General features: G+C 63.3%; 15 protein-coding genes and 1 riboswitch. Of the genes, 14 read left to right on the plus strand and 1 reads right to left on the minus strand.

Features of this window, described 5'->3' with window-relative positions:
* The 7 genes from pseC (at window position 1) to EI290_RS19040 (ending at window position 9,140) form a co-directional block, all read left to right on the plus strand.
* A complete protein-coding gene (pseC, locus tag EI290_RS19010) occupies window positions 1-1,176 on the plus strand; it encodes a UDP-4-amino-4,6-dideoxy-N-acetyl-beta-L-altrosamine transaminase (protein ID WP_125433247.1) in 1,176 nt (391 codons plus the stop codon).
* Between the two features lie 131 nt (window positions 1,177-1,307).
* Window positions 1,308-2,033, plus strand: a complete 726-nt coding sequence (locus tag EI290_RS19015; protein WP_125433248.1) for a cytidylyltransferase domain-containing protein — start codon at window positions 1,308-1,310, stop codon at window positions 2,031-2,033.
* 118 nt (window positions 2,034-2,151) lie between these two features.
* Window positions 2,152-3,636 (plus strand): UDP-2,4-diacetamido-2,4,6-trideoxy-beta-L-altropyranose hydrolase, encoded by a 1,485-nt coding sequence (gene pseG / locus EI290_RS19020; RefSeq protein WP_125433249.1) that lies wholly within the window; start codon window positions 2,152-2,154, stop codon window positions 3,634-3,636.
* Window positions 3,637-3,688: 52 nt separating this feature from the next.
* The gene (gene pseI / locus EI290_RS19025; protein ID WP_125433250.1) at window positions 3,689-4,729 is read left to right on the plus strand and encodes a pseudaminic acid synthase; all 1,041 of its coding nucleotides are present in this window, start codon (window positions 3,689-3,691) and stop codon (window positions 4,727-4,729) included.
* A gap of 8 nt (window positions 4,730-4,737) precedes the next feature.
* Entirely contained in the window at window positions 4,738-6,042 is a 1,305-nt protein-coding gene (locus tag EI290_RS19030; RefSeq protein ID WP_246009003.1) for a hypothetical protein, read from the plus strand.
* Window positions 6,043-6,123: 81 nt separating this feature from the next.
* A complete protein-coding gene (locus EI290_RS19035; protein WP_125433251.1) occupies window positions 6,124-7,497 on the plus strand; it encodes a DUF7033 domain-containing protein in 1,374 nt (457 codons plus the stop codon).
* 161 nt (window positions 7,498-7,658) lie between these two features.
* Window positions 7,659-9,140, plus strand: a complete 1,482-nt coding sequence (locus EI290_RS19040; RefSeq protein WP_125433252.1) for a lipopolysaccharide biosynthesis protein — start codon at window positions 7,659-7,661, stop codon at window positions 9,138-9,140.
* Here EI290_RS19040 and EI290_RS19045 read toward each other — a convergent pair.
* Window positions 9,137-9,370 (minus strand): hypothetical protein, encoded by a 234-nt coding sequence (locus tag EI290_RS19045; RefSeq protein WP_125433253.1) that lies wholly within the window; start codon window positions 9,368-9,370, stop codon window positions 9,137-9,139. The two genes, EI290_RS19040 and EI290_RS19045, sit on opposite strands and share 4 nt — an antisense overlap.
* Before the next feature lie 282 nt (window positions 9,371-9,652).
* A riboswitch (SAM riboswitch) is annotated at window positions 9,653-9,744 on the plus strand.
* A gap of 317 nt (window positions 9,745-10,061) precedes the next feature.
* On the opposite strand from EI290_RS19045, the gene EI290_RS19050 reads away from it, so the two are divergent.
* From EI290_RS19050 to EI290_RS19080, 7 genes are all read left to right on the plus strand, one after another.
* The gene (locus EI290_RS19050) at window positions 10,062-10,847 is read left to right on the plus strand and encodes a phosphoadenylyl-sulfate reductase (RefSeq protein ID WP_125433254.1); all 786 of its coding nucleotides are present in this window, start codon (window positions 10,062-10,064) and stop codon (window positions 10,845-10,847) included.
* Between the two features lie 176 nt (window positions 10,848-11,023).
* A complete protein-coding gene (gene cysD / locus EI290_RS19055; RefSeq protein ID WP_125433255.1) occupies window positions 11,024-11,932 on the plus strand; it encodes a sulfate adenylyltransferase subunit CysD in 909 nt (302 codons plus the stop codon).
* A gap of 95 nt (window positions 11,933-12,027) precedes the next feature.
* Window positions 12,028-13,317 (plus strand): sulfate adenylyltransferase subunit 1, encoded by a 1,290-nt coding sequence (locus tag EI290_RS19060; protein WP_125433256.1) that lies wholly within the window; start codon window positions 12,028-12,030, stop codon window positions 13,315-13,317.
* A 183-nt stretch (window positions 13,318-13,500) separates the two neighbouring features.
* Window positions 13,501-14,268, plus strand: a complete 768-nt coding sequence (gene cobA, locus EI290_RS19065; RefSeq protein ID WP_125433257.1) for a uroporphyrinogen-III C-methyltransferase — start codon at window positions 13,501-13,503, stop codon at window positions 14,266-14,268.
* Window positions 14,269-14,495: 227 nt separating this feature from the next.
* Complete coding sequence (locus EI290_RS19070) at window positions 14,496-16,349, plus strand: assimilatory sulfite reductase (NADPH) flavoprotein subunit (protein WP_125433258.1); 1,854 nt, start codon at window positions 14,496-14,498, stop codon at window positions 16,347-16,349.
* Between the two features lie 289 nt (window positions 16,350-16,638).
* Complete coding sequence (locus EI290_RS19075; RefSeq protein WP_125433259.1) at window positions 16,639-19,542, plus strand: TonB-dependent receptor; 2,904 nt, start codon at window positions 16,639-16,641, stop codon at window positions 19,540-19,542.
* Window positions 19,543-19,574: 32 nt separating this feature from the next.
* Entirely contained in the window at window positions 19,575-20,315 is a 741-nt protein-coding gene (locus EI290_RS19080) for a DUF2490 domain-containing protein (RefSeq protein ID WP_221766285.1), read from the plus strand.
* Window positions 20,316-20,320: the final 5 nt, after the last annotated feature.

Here is a 20,320-nt window from a genome sequence, read left to right on the forward strand (position 1 = left end):
ATGAGCACGACGCCTTCATTTCAGCCTACCCGCCCCATTGCCTACGGCCGCCAGCACATCACGCCCGAGGACGTGCAGGCCGTGACGGAAACCCTGTACTCTGATTATCTGACGCAGGGGCCGAAGGTGGCTGAGTTCGAGCAGAAGTTTGCGGCTTACGTGGGGGCTGATTACGCCGTGGCAGTAGCTAACGGTACAGCGGCCCTTCATTTGTGCGCTTTGGCGCTGGGCGTGCAGCCGGGGCAGCGCGTCATCACCACTCCCATCACCTTCGCCGCCTCGGCCAACTGCGTACGGTACTGCGGCGGCGAAGTACACTTTGTGGATATCGACCCGGCCACGGCCCTGATTGATCTGGTAGCCGTGCGCCAGTTGCTGGAAAGTCACCCTAAAGGCCACTTCCAGGGGTTGATTCCAGTGGATTTTGCTGGCCTGCCGGTGAATCTGGAAGCTGCTCGCCAGCTCTGCAACGAGTTTGGCCTCTGGATGATTGAGGACAGTTGCCACGCGCCGGGCGGCTTTTTCACCGATTCGCGGGGCCGGGAGCAGCGCTGCGGCAACGGGCAATTTGCCGACTTGGCTATTTTCAGCTTCCATCCCGTTAAGCACATTGCCACCGGCGAAGGTGGCATGATTACTACCAACCGCCGTGACCTGTACGAGCACCTGCTGCGCCTGCGTACCCATGGCATCAGCAAAGACCCCGCCCACCTGCAGCGCAACGACGGCGGCTGGTACATGGAAATGCAGGAGCTAGGCTACAACTACCGGATGCCCGACATGCTCTGCGCCTTGGGTATCAGTCAATTGACCCGAGCCGACGAGGGCCTGCTGCGCCGCCGGGAGCTGGCCGCCCGCTACGATGCGGCCTTTGCCGACATGCCCGCCGTGCGTCCTCTGGCCGGGGCTCCGGGCCACGCCTACCACCTCTACGTGATTCAGGTACCCGACCGGAAAGCCCTGTATGATGCATTGCGTGAGCGGCAGATTTTCGCTCAGGTACACTACATTCCAGTGCATACTATGCCCTACTACCAAAGCCTGGGCTGGCATTCCGGTGACTTTCCGCTGGCCGAAGCCTATTACGCCCACTGCCTCAGTATTCCGCTCTTCCCCAGCCTCACCGACGAAGAGCAGAAGTACGTCATTGACTGCATCCGGGAATTGGTTGGCTAGCAATTCGTCATTCTGAGCTTGCGAAAAACCCTTCGTGCAGGCGTCATTTCCCGCAGAGGTTCGCGGAGGGATGCGCTGAGGTTCGCTGAGTTGTTCTAACACTGCCCTCCTACCCTCTTACCCTCCTACCCTTGCCCAACGTCGGTATTATTTCTCAGGCCCGCATGACCAGTACCCGGCTGCCGGGAAAAGTGCTGCGAGCGGTGGCGGGGCGGCCGTTGCTGGATTACCATGTGCAGCGGCTGCGGCAAACCGGCCTGGCCCTGCACCTGGCCATTACCGACCAACCCGCCGACGACCCGCTGGCCGACTACGCCACCCACCACGCCCTCCCCTGCACCCGGGGCCCCGAGGACGACGTGCTGGCCCGCTACCAGCAGTGCGCCGCCGCCCACCACCTCGACGTAATTGTGCGGGTTACGTCTGATTGCCCGCTGCTGGACGGGGCCCTAGTGGCAGAGGCGGTGCAACAGTATGTGGCGGCCCGAAATCCTCGGCTGTACTTGTCGAATGTGCTGGAACGCACGTTTCCCCGGGGCTTCGATTTCGAGGTGTTTTCCCGCGAACTGCTGGAAGAGGCGCACCGCCACGCCACCGCCGCCTCCGACCGGGAGCATGTGACGCCCTACATTCATCAGAACCGCTCGGGCCGGGTGGAACTTGCCCACATCCGCCGCACCCCAGACCGGAGCAACTACCGCCTGACCGTGGACACCATTGAAGATTTTGAGCTGATCCGGCAGCTGGTGGAGGATTTCCGGGCCGATACCCTGACCGGTGACGAGCTGATTGCCCTGCTGGATGTGCACCCAGATCTGCTGACCCTCAACGCCCACATCGAGCAGAAAAAACTGTAGGCTGACCCGAGGTATCAACTCTCATAATTTAGGCTATAAGGCCAGTTCTCCTCTTGGCTAGCGAAAAGGTTAGATTTTTGACTTTATTCAGCAACCGGGGTTGGATTACCTTCGAGCAATGAATACTGCTGCTCCCCGCCTGCTATTCCGGGCCGATGGTAACTCCCGCATCGGGTTGGGCCATGTGATGCGTCTGCTGGCTCTGGCCGAAATTCTGCGGCCCGACTTTCCCGAGCAACTGTTCCTGATTCGGGAGCCAGACGCTGTCTTGGAGCAGCTGCTGCGCACCGCCGGCCTCGCGGTAGTGGCCCTGCCGGCCCAGCCCCTGGCCGAAGAAGCCGCCTATCTGGTCCGGCAGGTGCTTCGCGCTACCGATGTGCTGGTGCTGGACGGGTACGATTTCCGCTACGACTACCAGAACACGGTGAGCGGAGCCGTGGCCCGCCTGGCCTGCCTCGACGATTTGCACGCCTTTCCCTTGGCCGCCGACCTCGTGCTGAATCCGGCCGGGGGCCTCACAACCAGCCAGTACGAGTTGCGCCAGCCCGGGGCACGGCTGCTCAGCGGGCCTGCCTACGTCCCGCTGCGGGAGGCTTTCCGCGTCCCCGCCGCTTCTCTCGCGGAGCCTGACCCGACTACCGTGCTGGTATGCCTGGGCGGAGCCGACCCTACTCACCAGACCCAGCGCGTGGCCGCCGGGCTACTGGAGCTGCCGGCTGTGCAGCGCGTGCATGTAGTGGTGGGCAGCGCCTACCTGGGCTGGGAAAGTCTGCAAAGCTGGGCCCTGGAGCACCCGCGCCTGACGCTGCACCGCAGCGTATCAGCTTCGGGACTAACCCAACTGATGCGCCAGTGCGGAGCGGCGGTTTGCTCGGCCAGTACCGTGAGCTATGAGTACTGCGCGGCCGGCGGGGGGCTGCTGCTGCTGCTGCCCACGGCCGACAACCAGCACGACATCGACCAGTATTTGCGTGGCCACGGCCTGGCCCGTCCGTTTGCCGCCGCCGCCAATATCCTGACTTCGCCGGAAGCCCGGCGCGTAGCTCTTGCCATGCGGGCCGCCCAACGCCTGGTGTTCGATGGGCAGGCTCCCACGCGGCTGCGCCAGGAGTTCCGGGCGCTGCTGCTGCCACCGCCGCCATTCTACCTCCGGCCCGTAACCGCCACCGACTCCGACCAACTCTTGGCCTGGACCAACGAGCCCGCCGTGCGGCAGTTTTCCTTCAACCCCACTCCTGTACCCCGCCCCGCGCACGAGCAATGGCTGGCTGCCCGCCTCCTCGACCCCAATGCCCTGCTGCTGCTGGCCCAGGACGCCGCCACTGGACGCCCCGCCGGCCTTATCCGGTTTGCCGTCGATGGCGAAGAAGCCACCCTGAGCTACCTGCTGGATGCCGGGTATCGGGGGCGGGGACTGGCGCCGCTGCTGCTGCTGGCTGGCACGCGCCGGGTGCTGGAGCATTTCCCGCGGGTGCGGCGGGTGCTGGGCCAGGTGCAGCAAGTGAATGTGGCCTCGGTGAAGGCATTTGAGCGGGCGGGGTACCAAGTAAGCGAAGTAGCTCCGGCCGCGCCCGAATCCGTTACTTTTGTGTGGCTGGCGTAGACCGGGGCGTTGTCGGCCCGGCCGCTTGTCCGGCTTCTTGCCTTCCGTTGCTATGACTATTTCCTTTGGCTCCCGCCTCGTCGGCCCCGACCAGCCCCCGTTTATCATTGCCGAGCTCAGCGGCAACCACAACCAGGACCTCAGCCGGGGCCTGGCCATTGTGGATGCCATGGCGGCTGCTGGGGCCCACGCCATCAAGCTCCAGACCTACACCGCCGATACCATGACCCTGCCCGGGGCCTACCGCATCGACGACCCCAATTCTTTGTGGTTTGGGCGGGAGCTGCACGAGTTATACCAGGAGGCCCATACGCCCTGGGAGTGGCATAAGCCGTTGTTCGACCGGGCCCGGCAGCACGGTATGCTGGCCTTCAGCTCGCCCTTCGATGAAACCGCCGTGGATTTCCTCGAAACCCTCGACGTGCCGGCCTACAAGATTGCATCCTTCGAGAATACCGACTGGCCGCTGCTGCGCCGGGTGGCCGCCACCGGCAAGCCCGTGATTATGAGCACCGGGGCCAGTCAGCTGGCTGAGGTGGCCGAGGCTGTGCAAGTGCTGCGCGAGGCGGGCTGCCGGGAACTGGTGCTGCTGAAATGCACCAGCACTTACCCCGCCACGCCGCAAAACACCAACCTGCGCACTCTGCCGCACTTTCAGCAACTGTTTCCCGATGCCTTGGTGGGCCTCTCCGACCACACCATGGGCGTGGGCGCGGCCGTGGCCGCCGTGGCCCTGGGGGCCTGCGTAGTGGAAAAGCACGTAACCCTGCGCCGGGCCGACGGCGGCGTGGATTCGGCCTTCTCGCTGGAGCCTGAGGAAGTGGCCCAGCTGGTAACCGAAACTGAGCGGGCTTGGCAGGCGCTGGGTCAGGTGCAGTACGGCGTGCAGCGGGCCGAGGAGAAAAGCCGCCTTTACAAACGTAGCCTCTACGTGGCCCAGAACATGCAAGCTGGTGAAATCTTCACCAAGGAGAACCTACGCGTAGTGCGCCCCGGCGACGGCCTGCCCCCCCGCTATTACGACCAGCTATTGGGCAAGCCCGCCCGCCAGCCCCTGAAGGCCGGCACCCCCCTCACCTGGGACGCGCTGTAGCCGCTGCCATGTTCGAATCTGCTGTTCCGCCCACTCCGGCCGGCCGCCTGCGCGACATCCTGCAGTTGCGCTTCACCGACCTGTTTGCCGCTTTATCGGCGCACATGTTGGAGCCCATTTCCCCAGCCAGCCCCTGGAAACGGCTGCTGAAAGTAGCAGGCTATGCGGCCCTGCGGCTGGTGGGCAACGTGTTTCGGCCCGTAAAAAACCCCGAGAACCTGCACGGCAAAGTGTGGCTTTACGTGGTGAGCCAGAACAACTACGACTCCCTACACTTTATCCGTGAAGCCCGGCCCGACGCGGTGCTGGTGGCGGGGCAGAGCAAGCAGATTGGCCGCTACAACCAGCAGGTAAACCGGCTTTCCTTGCGACGGAAGCTACTGTACTATGGGCAACTGCCAAGGGTGTATCGGACCCTGCGCCGCACCGAGGGCGAGCGGGCCTGGCGGTTTTTCGATTTGATTTTCAACGCCATCGGCTACTACGAGGTGTACCGCCGGGCCCTGCGCCACTACCGGCCCCGGGCCGTGGTATTCGCCAACGACCACAACGACGACGCCCGGGCCCTGCTGCTGGCTTGCCAGGCCGAAGGCGTGCCCACGGCCTATGTGCAGCACGCCAGCGTGAGCACCCACTTTCCTCCCCTGGGCTTTGATCTGAGCCTGTTGGAAGGCCAGGATGCCCTCGACAAATACCGGAAGTGCGGCCCGGTGCGCGGGCGCACGGAGCTAGTGGGCATGCCCAAAGCTGACGAGTTTCTAGCTCGCCGCAACCAGGCCCCGCGGGTGCGCCGGGTGGCCCTGGCCTGCAATGCCCTCGACGACCTCACGGCCATTACCCACACGCTGGACTACCTACTACGGGAGTTTCCCGACCTGACCTTCACGCTACGCCCCCACCCCGGCGACCCGCGCGACTTCACGTTTCTGCAGCAGCGCCATCCCCGGCTGCAGTTTTCGGATGCGCGCCAGCAGCATGTATTTGCGTTTCTGGAAGCCCACGACGCCTTGGTAGCCGCCGATACCAGCACCCACCTCGAGGCCACTCTGCTCAACCTGGCCAGCGTGTACGTGCGTTTCGGAGCTCACGGCGTCGCCGATGACTACTACGGGTTCGTGGCCCACGGCCTCATTACGCGGGCCAATACCCTGCCGGAGTTGGGTACTTGGTTACGGCGCCAGCAGCAACACAAGCCCCTGGATCTTTACCGTCGCGCCGCTTACTACAATGCCACGTTAGGCACGCCCGACGAGGGCCACAGTCAGCAGCGGGCTTTGCGGCTGCTGGCGGAGTGGCTGCCGCTGCCCCGGTAATAGTGCTTCAAGCGTCGATTCCCGCAAAGGGCGCTGCGCGCGCGCAGAAGGCGCAGAGTCGTTCTACCATTACCTTGCGCCATGCTACCACCGCTACCGCCCGTTCCTGCTACTACTGCCGAAACTCGGTTGGCTTATGTGCTGCAACACTTCTGGCAGGCGTATGATGCTGTGCCCACGGTCAGCATCGGGTATGCCGATACGCAGCCGCAGGTGGAGGTAGCGGCCGTGAACCACAACTTCTTTGCGGACACGGCTCCCTACCCAGCTCCGCCGGTGTGGCGGGAGTGGCAGGACCGGACGCTGCCGTTTTTCTTCGACGACCAGCCCACCCAGCCGCTGCTGGAGCTACTGCCCGGTGGCCAGGCCCGCATTCATGCCGATGTGGTATCGGCGGCGTTCTACCTGCTCAGCGGCTGGCAGGAATTCCACTCCGATGAGCGGGACCAGCACGGGCGCTTTCCCTACGCAGCCAGCGTGCAGCAACGCTACGACTTTGTAACGGTGCCGGTGGTGAATTACTACTTCGAGGTGCTGCGCGCTGCCGTGGAGCACACTGGCGGCCAGCCCCTGCGCCCCCGCCGCTGGGCCGACGGCCGCGCCTGGGCCGCTTTCATCACCCATGACATCGACAACCTCTGCAGCGCCTGGAAAGCCCCCGCCAAAGCCGCCCTCCGGCGCCGCGACTGGCTGGATTTTGCCCGCTGCTATTGGCAGCACCTCACCCAAAAGGACGCCTGGGACAATCTAGCCGAAGTGCAGCAGACCGTAGCTGAGTACGGGGCGAGCAGCACGTTCTTCTTTCTGCCCGAGCACCGCAAAGCAGCCAACGGCACACCTAACGCCGATTATCAATATCGCCGCATTACTGCTGCACTCAGACCACTACTAAAAACACGGTCTGGTATTGAACTGCACGGTAGTCTGGGTTCCTGCGTCAATGCCAATAAATTGCACCAGGATGCGGAGCAGATTTGCCATCTTGGTCCGACAGGCCTTGGACTTCGCTTTCATTACCTGAGTTGGGAACCTCGCATTACCCCAATGCTCGTGGATGAACTGCAATTCGCCTACGATTCCACACTAGGCTTTGCTGAGCATTACGGCTTCCGCAACAGCTACTGTTTGCCTTTCCGTCCGTTTAATTTTCAACGAGGTGAAGCAGTTGATTTCCTGGAAATCCCGCTCAACGTGATGGATGCCACGCTACACCACCCGCGCTACCTGCAACTGGCCCCCGACGAAATCCTGCCGGCCCTCACGCCCATGTTCCATGAAATCGAGCGGTTCGGAGGCGTGTGTACGGTGCTCTGGCACAACGAGAACTTCGACCCGGCCAACACCCGCAACGGCCCGCGCGAATTCCGCGCCCTCATGGAGTACCTTCGCAGCCGCAACGCAGCCTTCGTCAACGGCCAGGATATTTGCACGTCTATGAGCGCCCTATCATCCTAAGCAGCGCGAAGGAGCTTCTCACGCCAGAACGACTCTGCGAACCTCTGCGCATCCCTCCGCGAACCTCTGCGGGAACCGACGCCTGCATACAATAGAGTCCTTCGTAAATTCAGGATGACAGAACGGTAAATCACCATTTCACCACCTCACCATTTCACCTTTTGGGCATCGTTCAGCGACAGGGGCTGCGTAATACCATCATTTCCTACCTAGGGCTGGCGCTGGGGTTTGTGAGCACCACGCTGGTACTACCCCGGTTTCTGGAGCCCCAGCAACTGGGGCTGACCACCACGCTGAATAGCGTAGCCACGCTGTTTGCCCAAGTGGCGGCAGTGGGGTTTGCCAGCGTGGCCATCCGGTTTTTTCCCTATTTCCGCAACCGGGAAAATGGCCACCACGGGTTTCTGCCATTTTTGCTGGGCGTGCCGCTGCTGGGGTTTGCGGTGGTGCTAGCCCTGTACCTACTGGGGCGGCCGGTGTTGCTGGGAGTGTACGAGCACGACGCCACGCTGCTGAAAACCTATTACCTCTGGGGAGCCGTGTTTGCCCTGTTCGTGCTGCTGTACTCCCTGCTCGATGCCTACCTCAAGGCCCTGTACCACACGGCATTTTCCTCGTTTTTGCAGGATATTCTGCTGCGGCTACTGATTTTGGCCGGGGCGCTGGCCTTTGCCGGTGGCTGGCTCACGTTTCACGGCTACGTGCTTTGGTACGTGGGCGTGAACGGGCTGCTGGTGCTGCTGCTCACGGGCTATCTGCTGCGGATTGGGGAGCTGCACTGGCGGCCCCAGCGGGCGGTGCTGGCAGTGCGGCCGGTCCGGGAGCTGCTGGGCGTGGGTGCTTTCACGCTGCTGGGCTCTTTGGCCGGCTCGGTCATCATGTACCTCGACACAATTATGGTGGGGGCGCAGGTGAGCCTGGCGGCGGCGGGCATCTACGGCATTGCCTTCAACATCAGCACGGCGCTGGCTATTCCGGCCCGCTCGCTCAACAAGATTGCCTTTCCGCTCCTGGCCGATTACTGGAAAGAGCAGAACATAGCGGGCATGGCCGACTTCTACCGCCGCACCACCCGCCTCAATACGCTCATCGGCTGCTTTCTGACCCTGGGCATCGGCCTGAATCTGGAGTTCATCTACTCCCTTATGCGGGCCGACTACGCCCAGGGTACCGTGGTGGTACTCCTGCTGCTCGGCAGCCGCCTCTTCGACGGCATCACCGGCGTTAATGGCCTAATTCTCGTCACCTCCCCCCGCTACCGCTTCGACCTGCTATTCAACGTGTCCCTGTCGGTGCTTACCATTCTGCTCAACCTGCTCCTGATTCCAAAGCTGGGCATGGTGGGTGCGGCGGTGGCAGCGGTAGCGGCCCAAATCAGCATCAATCTGGCCCGCACCTGGTTTGTGTGGCGCAGCTTTGGTATGCAGCCCTTCACCCGACAGATTCCGCTGCTGCTGGCCATTACGGCCGCCGCGGGCGTGGCCGGCTGGCTGGTTCCGGCGCTCGGCTCGCCCTTCGTCACCATGCTCCTGCGTTCCGGGGTGCTCACGGCCGTGTACGGTGGGCTGGTGCTGGTGTCGGGCGTGGCCCCGGAGGCACAGGCGCTGCTACAGAGCCTGCAACAGCGCCTGAAAAAGTCCTAAAACTGTCGGCCGGAATGGCGCGTCGAGTCCGTGCGGGTGGTATCGGTAGGCGGCGCAATGGTGGAGTCGCGGGGCGGACCGGGAGGCGGGGGCGGCGCTACGGGGCCGCGCACCGTGTCGCCGGTGGTGCCGCCGGCATTCAGCTCCTGCGCCGGATCAGGCCGGGCGGTGGATGGTTGTTCGCAGTTGGCCAGCGCCAGCGTCGCCCCTACAGCGGCCTGCCAGCTCATAGAAGGCAGGGGTGAAATTCTTTGTATATGGCAGTTTATCAATGGGTGCGCGGGGTTAACCTGCTTCCAGCCAGAAGGGTTATGTCGGTATAGAAAGGCCCTACATTATTGTTTTCAATTGGCTATGAACACCTTATAAAAACTTGTTTTCGTATCCAATATGAGGTATTTGCCCCAGCTGGAAGAAGATACAGAAGTGAGGTAATCCAAAATAAAATTTGCAAGTGTAAAATTCTGTCCCTTACCTTTGGGACATCAATTCTTTACCCCACTGAAGGATTGTTTTTATACAGAGGCGTGGAGAGACAGGCTCGACGAAACGCCGGCAACCAGCGGAACAACCGAAACGGTGCCAAGTCCTGACCATATAAAAACAACAAGCCGTGAAATCCTTGTTCAACACCGCCGCCGCTTCTGCTACCTTCTCTGCTGTACAGCATGGATGTTGTGGGTTGATGGGCATGTGTTGTTGTCGGGGCTAAGGCACAACTTCCTTTTTGCTGATTTGTGCGCCGCCTGCTACTGAGCTGATATGCCTTATGGCGTAAGCTAAGCCCAAAGGCGCACGACCATTTCTGTTTCGCCGAAAACCGCGCTGGGCCGTTGCCAAGGCTGTTTCTCCGTGAAGCTATCCTTTGGCCGAAACGCGCTGCCCTACATCGGTGGCCTGCTTCCTCCTCCCCTTCCTGCTATGCCTGTAGCTGATGCTGCGCCGGCCGTTCATGCCTTGCTGGACCGCCTGCGCCCTCTTGTAGTGGCCGCCTCCGCTCCGGAGCGGCTGCGTCTGGTAGCCGACACCTTCCCCGGTCAGGCCGTTTTTTCTACCTCGTTCGGGCTGGAAGACCAGATTATCAGCCACCTGATTTTCGCCCACGACCTGCCCATTGAGGTGTTCACCATCGATACCGGCCGCAACTTCCAGGAAACCTATTCTACCTGGAACAAGACGCTGATTCGGTACCAGCAGCCCATTGCAGTGTACGCCCCCCAGCGCGAGGACCTGGAAAACCTGCTCTTGCAGAAAGGCCCGAACTCCTTCTACGAGAGCGTGGACAACCGCAAGGAGTGCTGCCACATCCGCAAGGTGGAGCCCCTGAACCGGGCCCTGGCCGGCCGTGGGGCCTGGGTAACCGGCATCCGGGCCGAACAGTCGCAGAACCGGCAGACGATGGACCCGGTGGAGTGGGACGCGGCGCACCAGCTCGTCAAAATTCACCCGCTCTTCGACTGGACCTGGGAGCAGGCGCTGGCCTTTGTGCAGCAAGAGGGCATTCCGGTAAACCCGCTGCACCAGCAGGGTTTTGTGAGCATCGGCTGCGCGCCCTGCACCCGCGCCATCCGCCTCGGTGAGGATTTCCGGGCCGGCCGCTGGTGGTGGGAAGACCTCTCGGCCAAAGAATGCGGCCTCCACGCCACCGCCCCCCACGACGGCCCCGACCCAGTGGTGGAGCCGGTACCAAACCACCTGTCATCCTGAGCATTCCGCGAATCAAGCGGCGACGAAGGACCTTATAACACCAGAACAGCTCTGCGCCCTCTGCGAAACCCTCTGCGTCCTCCGCGGGCTAAAAACCCTGAACGACCATCGTGCAAACGGGATAAGCTCCTTCGCAAGCTCAGGATGACAGATAAGAACACAAAACAAGACTGGATATGAGTACCACATTCGATTACCTCGACCGGCTGGAAGCCGAAGCCATCCACATCCTGCGGGAGGTGGCGGGGCAGTTTGAGCGGCCGGCCCTGCTGTTCTCGGGCGGCAAGGATTCCATTGTGCTCACGCGCCTGGCCGAAAAGGCCTTCCGCCCCGGCCGCTTCCCCTTCCCGCTGGTGCACGTGGATACCGGCCACAACTTCCCCGAGGTGCTGCAGTACCGCGACGAGTTGGCCGCTCAACTTGGCGAAAAGCTGATCGTGCGCAAGGTGGAGGATACCATCAAGCGGCAGAGCCTGCGCGAGCCGGGCGGCAAGTACCCCAGCCGCAACCCGCTGCAGACCTACACCCTGCTGGAGGTAATCGAGGAGTTTGAGTTTGACGCCTGCATCGGCGGGGCCCGCCGCGACGAGGAGAAGGCCCGGGCCAAGGAGCGCATCTTCTCGGTGCGCGACGAGTTTGGCCAGTGGGACCCCAAGCGCCAGCGCCCCGAGCTCTGGAACATCTACAACGGCCGCATCCAGAAGGGCGAAAACGTGCGCGTGTTCCCTATTTCCAACTGGACGGAGCTGGACGTGTGGCGCTACATCCAGCGCGAAAGCATTCCGCTGCCCGACATCTACTTCGGCCACGAGCGCACCTGCGTGGTGCTGCCCTCGGGCCAGCTATTGGGCCTCTCCGAGCACCTGCAGCTCGATGACGAAGACGAAATCGTGACCCGGCAGGTGCGCTTCCGCACCGTGGGCGACTCCACCTGCACCGCCGCCGTGGAAAGCGACGCCCGCACCGTGGAAGACATCATCCAGGACCTGCTGCTGGCCAAAGTAAGCGAGCGGGGCGCCACCCGCCTCGACGACAACATCTCCGAAGCCGGCATGGAAGACCGCAAGCGGAACGGATACTTTTAAGTGGTGAAGTTGTGAAAGGTGAAGTTGTGAAAATCCTCACGCTTCACCCCACCAGCACAGCAATTCACAATTTCACAACCTCACAATTTCACCTCATGGACTTACTTCGATTTATTACCTGCGGCAGCGTGGACGACGGCAAGAGCACCCTGATCGGGCGGCTGCTGTACGATTCGGAATCCGTGTCGCTGGATGTGCTGGCGGCGCTGGAGAAGCGGCAGGCGTCGGGCGGCGTGGTGGATTTGGCCTTGCTGACCGACGGCCTGCGGGCCGAGCGGGAACAGGGCATCACCATCGACGTGGCTTACAAGTACTTCACCACCCCGCGCCGCAAGTTCATTATCACCGATGCGCCCGGCCACGTGCAGTACACCCGCAATATGGTGACGGGCGCCAGCAACGCCGACCTGGCCATTGTGCTGGTAGATGCGCGCCAGGGCGTGATTGAGCAGACCCGCCGCCACACCCTCATTGCCGCGCTGCTGGGCATCCGGCACTTTGTGCTGGCCGTGAACAAGATGGATCTGGTGAACTACGACGAGGCCGTTTTCGCCCAGATTGCCACCGATTACGCCGAGCTCACCAACCACTTCCACCTACCCGCCGCCACGGCCATTCCGCTGAGCGCCTTGCAGGGCGACAACGTGGTGAAGCCCTCCCAGCACCTGCCCTGGTACACCGGTCCCAGCCTGCTCCAGCACCTGGAAAGCGTGCCCGGCGCCCAGGAAACCGAGGCCGCGCCCCGCTTCCAGGTACAGTACGTCATCCGGCCCCAGACACCCGAGCTGCCCGACTACCGCGGCTACGCCGGCCAGATTCTGAGCGGCCAGTACCGCCGCGGCCAGCGCGTGCGGGTGCTGCCCTCGGGCCTGGAATCGGAAATTGAAGCCATTGAGGTAAACCAGCAGGAAGTGGAAACTGCCTCCGCCCCACAGGCCGTGGTAATCCGCCTGCGCGACGACGTGGACGTGAGCCGCGGCGACGCCTTGGTGCCGGCCGGCCCCGAGGAGCCCATCCTCACCCGCGAGCTGGAAGCCACCCTGTGCTGGATGAGCGAGCAGCCTTTGTGGCCCGGCCGTAAGCTGCTGGTGCAGCACCACTCGGCCCTCTCGAAAGCGGCTGTGTCGGCCATTCTCTACAAGGTGAACGTGCAGACCTTCGCCCGGGTGCACACCGAGCAGGCCCAGCTCAACGACATCGTGCGGGTGCGCCTCAAAACCGCCCTGCCCCTGGCCGTGGATAACTACGCCGACAACCGCACCACCGGCTCCTTCATCTTGGTAGACGAGCTAACCGGCGACACCCTGGCCGCCGGCCTAGTAGAAGCCGCCAACTCCGAGTACTTCACCCCGCCCATGCAGCCCCCCGTGGCCTTCTCGATTTAGGCTGATGAACGTCATGCTGAGCTTGCCGAAGCATCTCTACCGCTGGCTAATTAGATGGCAGCACCGATAACCGCTCCATAGCCCAGGGTTTAAACCTGAACCGCCCAAGCAAAGCGGTAGAGATGCTTCGGCAAGCTCAGCATGACCGACAATTCACTCAATCACCAACTCACTCATTCACCGATGCAAACGCCCCGCCTTACGGTACTGGGTGCCGGCCCCGGCGACCCGGAGCTGCTCACGCTCAAAGGGGCGCGGGTGCTGTCGGAAGCCGATGTGATTTTGTACGACGCGCTGGCTAACCGCATCCTGCTCGGGCACGCCCGCCCAGAGGCCGTGCTGGTGCCCGTGGGCAAGCGGCGCGGCATGCGCAGCCACTCGCAGGACGACATCAACGCCCTGATTGTGGACTACGCCCGCCGCTACGGCCACGTGGTGCGCCTCAAGGGTGGCGACCCGTTCGTGTTCGGGCGGGGCCGGGAGGAAATGCTTTATGCCGAAGCCCACGGCCTGCTGACGGACTATGTGCCCGGCATCAGCAGCGCGGTGGCCGCGGCCGGAGCGGCGGGTATTCCCGTTACGCACCGGGGCCTGAGCGAAGGGTTCCGGGTGATTACGGCCACCACCGCCACCGGTGAGCTGGCCGGCAGCATCCGGGAAGCCGCCCGCGACGCCCGCGGCACCACCGTCATTCTCATGGGCCTGGGTGAGCTGCCGCGCATTGTACAGGCCTTCTGCGAGCAGGGCCACGCCGACACCCCAGCCGCCATCATCCAGAATGGCACCCTGCCCCACGCCCAGCTGGTAACCGGCCCGGTTGCCGAACTGCCCGCCCGCGCCGCCGCCGCTGAAATCGGTGCGCCGGCCATCATCATTATTGGAGAAGTAACCCGCCTGGCCACCCCAGAGAAGCTGGCGCTGCTGCCGGAACTGTACGCGGCGGTAGCCTGATCAGAACGTCACAAGCAGCACGTCATGCTGAGCGAAGCCGAAGCATTTCTACTGCTGGCTAATCAGGTAACAGCACCGATAACCGCTCCATAGCCCAGGGTTTAAACCCTGGGCTACTGAAACGCCCAAACGAAGCGGTAGAGATGCTTCGGCAAGCGGACGCCAGATAGAGCATGACTTCTTCCTTCTCTGACCCGCCCAACCCACTGCCCCAACCACCACGTCCTATGTCACTTCTTTCAGCTTCCCCCACGCTTCCCATTGGCCTCGACGACCAGGCGCTGCAGCAGTTGGCGGCGGGCCTCACCTCCCAGCAGCTGGTGTGGCTGAGCGGCTACCTCTACGGCCGCGCCGGCGCGGCGGCCCCCGTTGCGGCCGTGGCCCCGGCTCCGGCGGTGGCGGAAGCCGCCGCGGCTAGTCGGCTTACCATCCTGTTCGGCTCCCAGACCGGCAACAGCAAGAAAGCCGCCGGCCTAGTGGCCGAGGCGGCCCGCCGCCGGGGCCTGCAGCCGCAGGTGCGCGACATGAACGACTACCCCACCAAGGACCTCAAAACCGAGCAGTTGCTGCTGGTGGTGGTGAGCACCCAGGGGGAAGGCGACCCGCCCATTGCGGCCGAGGAGCTGCACCAGTTCCTGCTCAGCAACCGCGCCCCCAAGCTGCCCGACCTGCAATACGCCGTGCTGGCCCTGGGCGACAAAAGCTACCTGCAGTTCTGCCAGACCGGTTTCGAGTTCGACCAGCGCCTGGCTGAGCTGGGTGGCCGCCGCCTGGCCGAACGGCTGGATTGCGACGTGACCTTCGAGGACGAAACCCGCCAGTGGGCCGAACAGGTGCTTAGCCATATTGCCGAGCTGCAGCCCGCCCCGGCCCCTGTAACGGCTGGCGCAGCCGTAGCCGCGCCGGTAGTAGCGGCCGTGGGCGCGGGCTACGCGCCGGAAGTGGCTCCGCTGCCTGCCGCCGTGGAGTACAACGCCCGCAACCCCTTCGGGGCGGAGCTGCTGGAGAAGATCCAGCTCAACGGCCGGGGCTCCACCAAAGAAACCTACCACTTGGAGTTTTCCCTGGCTGACTCGGGCCTGACCTACGAGCCCGGCGACGCCCTGATGGTGCAGCCCCGCAACCGCCCAGCGCTGGTGCAGGAGGTATTGCAGGCTGCCCGCCTGTCCGAAGCTGCCCCGGTGCGCCTCGAAGCCGAGGAGCTGGACCTGACCACCGCCCTCACCGAGCGGCTGGAATTGTCGGTCATCACCCGCGACGTGCTGGAGCGCTACGCCGCCGTGGCCCCGCAGCACCCGCGCCTCCGCGAAATCCTGGCCGATACGGCCGGGCTGGGCACCTACCTCTACGGCCGCGACGTGGCCGACTTGCTCACCGAGTTTCCGGTGGAGCTGTCGGGGCAGCAGCTGGCGGCGGTGCTGCGGCCGTTGCCGGCCCGGGCGTATTCCATTGCATCCTCGCTGCTGGCCCACCCCGAGGAAGTGCACCTGACGGTGGGAGCCGTGCGCTACGAAACCCACGGCCGCGCCAAGCACGGGGCCTGCTCCGGCTACCAGGCCGACCACCTCCACCTCGGCGACACGGCCCGGGTGTGGGTGGACCGCAACGAGTACTTCAAGCTGCCGCAGGATGCCGCCACCGACATTATCATGGTGGGCCCCGGCACCGGGGTAGCACCCTTCCGGGCCTTCGTGGAGGAGCGGGCCGAAACCGGCGCTACCGGCCGCAACTGGCTGCTGTTCGGCAACCCCCACTTCACCACCGACTTCCTGTACCAGACCGAGTGGCAGCAACACCTCAAGCGCGGCACCCTCGACCGCCTCGACGTGGCCTTCTCCCGCGACCAAACCCAGAAGCTCTACGTGCAGCACCGCCTGCTGGAACAAAGCCGCCGCCTCTACGACCAGCTCGAAAACGGCGCCTACTTCTACGTGTGCGGCGACAAATCCCGCATGGCCCACGACGTGCAGCAGGCCCTGCGTCAGATCATCCAGCAGGAAAGTGGCCACGACGCCGACTACGCCGCCGAGTACCTGCGCCAGCTCAAGAAGTCGCGCCGGTTCTTGGAGGATGTGTACTAAAAACTAGAGCTAGAAAACTAGCTCCCCTCCTTGGAAAGGAGGGGTTGGGGGTGGTTGATCCTCGTCAGGACGATATCTACTTCTAGTTCTTAACTCTAAAACTCAACCACCCCCAACCCCTCCTTTCCAAGGAGGGGATCTAGCCCTAAAACCCTTCTTCCGTTCCATGCCTGCTGTTTTTCCAAGACGATGTTGTAGCCGGTAACGGCCGTTGCGCCCCGGGCGCGGGGGCTGCGCCGGCCTGCCGTCTGCCCCGTCCCGGGTCCTTTCTCCCCTTGTAAAAACATTGATGAAACATCTTCTTTCCTCTTCCTTCCTAGTACCGGCGCTGGTTGCAGCCAGCGCCACCGGCCTGCACGCCCAGGAGGCCCTGATTTCGGTGAGCGGCACCGTGCGCGAAAAAACTACCAGCGAGCCGCTGCCGGGCGTGAGCGTTATTGTGAAGGGCGGCACCACCGGCACGCTCAGCGACGGTAACGGCCAGTTTGCCCTGAAAGCCAAGCTGCGGTTTCCGTTCACGCTGGTGTTCAACACGCTGGGCTACGAGTCGCGGGAGCTGGAAATTGCCAGCGGCAGCCAGCCCATCAGCGTGCAGTTGGAGTCGAAGGCCGTGTCGATGAACGAGGTGGTGGTGTCGGCGTCGCGGGTGGAGGAAAGCCGGCTGACCTCGCCGGTGGCCATTGAGAAGCTCGACATCCGGGCCATCAAGGAAACCCCGGCCCCCAGCTTTTACGACGCGCTGGAAAACGTGAAGGGCGTGCAGATGACCACCAGTTCGCTCACGTTCAAAGTACCCAATACCCGCGGCTTCAACATCCCCAACAACTTCCGCTTTATGCAGCTGGTGGACGGGGTGGACATGCAGGCGGCCACCCTGGGCGTGCCGCTGGGCAACGCCATCGGGCCCACCGAGCTGGATGTGGCTTCGGTGGAAATTACGCCCGGCGCGGCCTCGGCCCTCTACGGCATGAACGCCATCAACGGCATGGCCAACCTCACCACCAAAAGCCCCTTCAACTACCAGGGCCTGAGCGTGTACCAGAAGGTGGGCGTAAACCACGTGGACGGCAAAGACCGGGACCCGAGCGTGCTGACGGAAACGGCCGTGCGCTGGGCCCAGAGCCTGGGCGCTTCGGGCCGCTGGGCCTATAAGGTGAACGGCAGCTTCCTGCGCGGCACCGACTGGCTCGCCAACACCCAGAACGACCAGAACCCGCAGAACCTAGCGTCGGCTAACCCGCGCTTCCCGGAGCTGAGCGGGGCCAACAACCCCGCCGCCGACCTCTGGAACCGCTACGGCGACGACAACGCCGGCAACGTGAGCATCACCATTCCTTACCAGGGCCGCAACGAAACCTTCAACGTGCGCCGCACGGGCTACTACGAGCGGGACCTCACCAACCCTATCGTGCGCAACATCAAGGCCGACGCCAGCCTGCACTACAAGCTCACCGATAAGCTGGAGCTGAGCTACGGCTACCGGTTCGGGCTGATGGACGGCGTGTTCCAGCGCGGCAACAAGATTCAGCTGGATGGCGTGACGGTGCAGAACCACAAGGTGGAGCTGAAGGGCGAGAACTTCACGGCCCGCGCCTACATGCTGGTCGAAAACACTGGCAACTCCTACAACCTCAACCCGCTGGCCCTGAACCTGGACCTGCAGAACGGCTCCAACGCCGCCTGGGGCACGAAGTTCCGGACGGAGCTGCAAAGCCAGCTGAGTGGCGGAGCCACGTTGGCCCAGGCCATGCAGCAGGCCCGCACCGTGGCCGACGCCGGCCGCGCCGTGCCCGGTACGCCTGCCTTCGACGCGCTGAAAGCCCAGATTGTGAAAACCAACAACTGGGACAGCGGCGTGAACGTGCCCGGCGCGCCCATCCCGGGTGGGGCCGCCCTCACCCAGCGCAGCCGCACTTACCACACCGACGCCATCTGGAACCTGGGCCCGCAGGTGAAGTTTGCCGATGTGCTGCTGGGGGCCGATGCCCGCCTCTACGAGGTAATTCCGGACGGCAACAACTTCGTGGATTTCAGTCGCCCGCTCACCGAGCGCACCCAGCCCGGCGGCCAGAACCAGTACTACAAGAAAATCGGGGGCTTCGGGCAGGCCACCAAGCGCCTGCTGCAGGACCGCCTGAAGCTCACCGCCTCGCTGCGCCTCGACTACAACCCGGAGTTCAACCCCAAGCTGAACCCGCGGGTGGCAGCGGTGTACACGGCCGGCGGCCTGCACAACTTCCGGGCCTCGTACCAGAACGGCTGGCGCTTCCCGTCACTTTTTGAGGCGCTGTCGTTTGTGAACAACGGCAACGTGCGCCGGGTAGGCGGTTTGGCCCGCGTGAACGAGGGGCTGAACTACCTCGACAACTCCTACACGCTGGCTTCTATTTCGCAGTTCAACGCCGCCGTGAATGCCTACGTGGCCGCCAACGCCGGCACCACCGCCAGCCAAGCCGCCCTGCGTCCCGAAATCCGGGGCGTGCTGCAGGTGGGCAACCTGCCCACCGAGCAGCCCGAGCAGATTAACGCCTACGAGGTGGGCTACCGCAGCGTGCTGCTGGATAACCGACTCTCCATCGACGCCGACGCCTACGTGAACATCTACTCCGGCTTTCTGGGCCAAGTGGAAGTAAGCGTGCCCAAAAACGCCGCCGGCCAGCAGGTGCCGGTAGGCTCCGATGATGCCGTGCTGGCGGCTCTCAACAGCAACCGCGCCGCCCGCCAGGACCGGTACCGGGTGTACACCAACGCCCGCAACAACTACCGCAGCTACGGCTCCACGCTGGGGGTCACCTACAACTTCTACCAGAAGTACACCTTGGGCGGTAACGTGAACTACAACGCCCTGTCGGCCAACAACGCCCCCGACATCTTCGTGACGGGCTTCAACACCCCGCACTGGGTCACCAACGTGAGCTTCGGCAACCGCGAAATTGTGCGCAACGTGGGCTTCAACCTGGTGTGGCGTCACCAGAGCACCTTCTACTGGGAAAGCCCCCTGGCCAACGGCCGCGTGCCCGCCTACCAAACCGTGGATGCCCAGGTGAACGTGCGCGTGCCTGCCCTCAAAACCACCATCAAAGCCGGCGGCGCCAACCTCTTCAACAACCGCTACTACCAGTACGCCGCCGGCCCCACCATCGGGGGCCTGTACTACGTGGCTTTGACGTTTGATAATACCGTGTTGCGGTAAGTGTGATGAAACGACTCCTTCTCTTTTGTGGCTTGCTGCTTCTGACCCGGCCTTTGCTGGCGCAGAAGCAATATGTGCGCGAGCAGCAGACGTGGCTGGGCGTGTTCAACCAAACCCGGTTTTCGCAACGCTGGGGCAGCTGGACCGACCTGCACCTGCGCCTGCACGACCATTTCGTGCAGGCCAAATTCCAGACGGTAACCCGCGTGGGCCTGACGTACTACCTCACCGATGACGTGCGCCTGACCGGGGGCTATGCCTACATACACCACTACCCCGACGGAGCCCGTACCGTGGGCCAGCCGGAGCACCGCCCCTGGCAGCAGGTGCAGTGGTTCAGCAAGTTTCCGAAGGCCCGCCTGATGCAGTGGGTACGGCTGGAAGAACGATTCCGGCGCACCATCCGGCAGAATGAGCGCACCGATGACTTCGATTTCAACTACCGCACCCGCTACAACGCGGCGCTGTTTCTGCCGCTTACCAAGCGGGGTTTTGAGCCCGGCGGCTGGCAGTTTCTGCTCAACAACGAAGTGATGATGAATTTCGGCAAGGAAATTCGGCTGAATTACTTCGACCAGAATCGGCTGTTTGCCGGCGTGGTGTACCCCTTCAGCAAACATGCCCAGTTGCAGGCCGGCTACATGCACCTGTTTCAGCAGCTGCCGGCCGGTAGCACCTACCGCAACCAGCACACCATCCGGGTTTTCTACTTCCACAACTTCGATTTACGCCCTGCGGCTCCGGCTGCTCCGGCATCCTCCCCAGCTCCCTGATTCTC

This window comes from Hymenobacter metallilatus, from assembly GCF_003944705.1.
Taxonomy (GTDB): Bacteria; Bacteroidota; Bacteroidia; order Cytophagales; family Hymenobacteraceae; genus Hymenobacter; species Hymenobacter metallilatus.

Coding starts and splice junctions, on each gene's coding strand:
- pseG (WP_125433249.1), top strand. CDS start 2,152: ATGAATACTGCTGCTCCCCGCCTGCTATTCCGGGCCGATGGTAACTCC.
- EI290_RS19075 (WP_125433259.1), top strand. CDS start 16,639: ATGAAACATCTTCTTTCCTCTTCCTTCCTAGTACCGGCGCTGGTTGCA.
- pseC (WP_125433247.1), top strand. CDS start 1: ATGAGCACGACGCCTTCATTTCAGCCTACCCGCCCCATTGCCTACGGC.
- cysD (WP_125433255.1), top strand. CDS start 11,024: ATGAGTACCACATTCGATTACCTCGACCGGCTGGAAGCCGAAGCCATC.
- EI290_RS19045 (WP_125433253.1), bottom strand. CDS start 9,370: ATGAGCTGGCAGGCCGCTGTAGGGGCGACGCTGGCGCTGGCCAACTGC.
- EI290_RS19060 (WP_125433256.1), top strand. CDS start 12,028: ATGGACTTACTTCGATTTATTACCTGCGGCAGCGTGGACGACGGCAAG.
- cobA (WP_125433257.1), top strand. CDS start 13,501: ATGCAAACGCCCCGCCTTACGGTACTGGGTGCCGGCCCCGGCGACCCG.
- EI290_RS19030 (WP_246009003.1), top strand. CDS start 4,738: ATGTTCGAATCTGCTGTTCCGCCCACTCCGGCCGGCCGCCTGCGCGAC.
- pseI (WP_125433250.1), top strand. CDS start 3,689: ATGACTATTTCCTTTGGCTCCCGCCTCGTCGGCCCCGACCAGCCCCCG.
- EI290_RS19035 (WP_125433251.1), top strand. CDS start 6,124: ATGCTACCACCGCTACCGCCCGTTCCTGCTACTACTGCCGAAACTCGG.
- EI290_RS19050 (WP_125433254.1), top strand. CDS start 10,062: ATGCCTGTAGCTGATGCTGCGCCGGCCGTTCATGCCTTGCTGGACCGC.
- EI290_RS19070 (WP_125433258.1), top strand. CDS start 14,496: ATGTCACTTCTTTCAGCTTCCCCCACGCTTCCCATTGGCCTCGACGAC.